This window comes from Mesorhizobium sp. M0145 (genome assembly GCF_040322355.1).
GTDB lineage: Bacteria > Pseudomonadota > Alphaproteobacteria > Rhizobiales > Rhizobiaceae > Mesorhizobium.
In genome coordinates this window covers 1-2,395 of record NZ_JAMYTK010000063.1, presented here as the reverse complement: position 1 = coordinate 2,395, position 2,395 = coordinate 1, and the positions used below count along the sequence as shown (strand labels likewise).

Genomic DNA, 2,395 nt, shown 5'->3' with positions numbered 1-2,395 from the left:
GACTGTTCGCGTGACCGAGAACGGCGCGAAGTCACTGAGCAGAATGTCTCGTGACCTGCTGGTCAATTACTGACTTTTAAGGGTAGCGATGCCGGCGTAGCGCCAATTCGATGCGCCGGCGCGCAGGAGGATCGATCATCGGCCAGGCTGCCGGCCTCAAGGACTACTGGTCGACCGTAAGCAATAATGGTCTTTTAGGAGGCGATTGAGTCGGCCGTGAACAATGAGAGGGATCAGGCTTCGAGTTCCTTCGGCTGACTTTGAGGGGCGGCGAGGAGAAGCCACAAAGGAACCTTCAGCCACCTGAGCAGGAGGGAGAAGTTGTAGCCGGCGGCGGCCAGGATGGCGATGACGGCGTCGGCCCTGCTTGCCGGCGAGATAGTTGCGGCCCATCCGGTGCTCGGCCTTGACGTGGCCGATCACGGGCTCGACGGCCGATCGCCGCCGCATCTGGCGCTTGATGGCTGGGGTGACACGGCGTTTCTGGCCGCTGGTGAAGACCCTGAACAGGTGGCTGTCAAACACCACCATTCTGGCACGCCTTTCGATGCTCGGCTGCCGTGCCGCCGGCTCATGCGGTCCTCAAAACGCAGACGGAATTTGCGCTGCGCCACGCGCGCGTCGCAGCGCCTTGGCTCATCGACGGGCCGATCAGCTGCGAGAGGTCCTGCGACCTGCCCGGTTGCGCCGAGAGCGCGGATCCGTAGGTGTCGCGTCGCCCGCTGGCTCCCGATTGTTGAAGAGAGGAGCCGATGAGACGTGTGATTGGAATGGACATCCACCGCACCTTTGCGGAGGTGGTGGTTTGGGAAGACGGCCGGCTGCGCCATCACGGACGGGTCGACATGACCCGCTCGGGACTGGAAGGGTTCGGCCGCAGTTTGCGACGGACTGATGAGGTTGTCGTCGAGGCTACGGGCAACGCCATGGCGGTGGTGCGGGTTCTGTCGCCCTATGTCGGCCGGGTGATTGTCGCCAACCCGATGCAGGTGAAGGCGATCGCTCATGCCAGGATCAAGACCGACAAGATTGATGCCGGCGTTCTGGCGCAACTCCATGCCAGCGGCTTTCTGCCGGAGGTCTGGGTTCCCGATGAGCGGACTGAGCGGCTTCGCCGCCTCGTCGCGCGGCGCAACCAGGTCGTGCGGCATCGCACGCGAGTGAAGAACGAGGTGCATGGCATCCTGCAGGCGCACCTCGTGCCGAAGTGCCCGCATGCCGATCTGTTCAACTGTCGGGGTCGCGCCTGGCTCGAGCGGCAGGTGCTTCCCGACGACGAGCGGGCCGCCATCGCCCGCCACATCCGCGAGATCGACCGCCTGGCCGAGGATCTGGCCGACCTCGATCGCGACATCGCCCGGGAAGCGGTTGATGATGTGCAAGTCCGGCGGCTTCAGACGATCACCGGCGTCAATGCCATCATCGCGAGCGGTATCATCGCCGCCGTCGGCGAGATCCACCGCTTCGGCGAACCGCAGAAGCTGGTGAGCTACTTCGGCCTCAATCCGCGTGTGCGCCAATCCGGTCTTGGCTTGGCGCAATATGGCCGGATCAGCAAACGTGGGCGTTCCCATGCCCGCGCCATGCTGGTCGAGGCCGCCTGGGCGGCGGCGAAGGCGCCCGGACCGCTCAGAGCCTTCTTCCTACGCATCCGCAACAAGCGTGGCCATCAGGTCGCAGCCGTGGCGGTCGCCCGTAAGCTCGCGTGTTGATCTGGCATCTGCTGACAAAGGAGCAGGACTACTTCTGGGCTCGCCCGGCGCTGGTGGCGGCAAAGCAGAGGCAGCTCGCTCTCAAGGCTGGCGCGCCGGGCGAGCGCGGTGTTGGTCGCCGCGGTTCGGCTTACGCTTACAACGTGAAGGAGTTGCGAAACAGCGAGAAAGCCGCGGCCGAGAATGCCGAGCGTGCGTACGAGCTAATGGTTCGGCATTGGCGGCCACGCGGGCCGAAGCGGCGCACGGACGCCACAAAGGAGGAACGACTATAACGGCTGCGTGGCGGCACTCTCATCCTCTCGCACCACTCTTTGCCTCGCGGTCGTCCGTGCCGGACAAATATAGCATAACGAACGTGCCGGCACGACCGCCGCCTCGGTCCGCTCCAGACTGGCGCCGTGCTCGACGCAGTCAAGGCGTGGCCTGGAAACCTCGCAGCCGGCCGTGCCGCCATCGCACCGGCCAGCCTTGACTGCGTCTCGACACGCTCGCACGGGAAATCCTGTGGGCCGGGACGAAGAAACAGGCTCACCTGAGCCGAACAAAGAAACGCAACAGGAATCGAAAAGCCGAAATCAGGCTTGTCGATGTCATCCGTCGACTTCATGTGCTTGTGGTGAGCTAGCGGCAGCCGATAGAAGCTCAGCGTCTCCTCGATGTTATCTTCCACCCAGTTGACC

The 2,395-nt window shown here is 64.1% G+C and carries 1 protein-coding gene and 2 pseudogenes; 1 reads left to right on the top strand and 2 read right to left on the bottom strand.

Translation table 11 applies throughout. The annotated features are described in order from the left end of the window. Window positions 1–233 precede the first annotated feature (233 nt). Window positions 234–516: pseudogene (locus NKJ28_RS32895) on the bottom strand (transposase); the annotation flags it as partial. A gap of 254 nt (window positions 517–770) precedes the next feature. Here NKJ28_RS32895 and NKJ28_RS32890 point away from each other — a divergent pair. Beyond that, a pseudogene (locus NKJ28_RS32890) lies at window positions 771–1,951 on the top strand (IS110 family RNA-guided transposase); the annotation flags it as partial. Here NKJ28_RS32890 and NKJ28_RS32885 read toward each other — a convergent pair. Beyond that, a partial coding sequence (locus NKJ28_RS32885) for a hypothetical protein (RefSeq protein WP_352638594.1) occupies window positions 1,849–2,395 on the bottom strand: 547 nt, incomplete at its 5' end. The pseudogene NKJ28_RS32890 and the gene NKJ28_RS32885 sit on opposite strands and share 103 nt — an antisense overlap.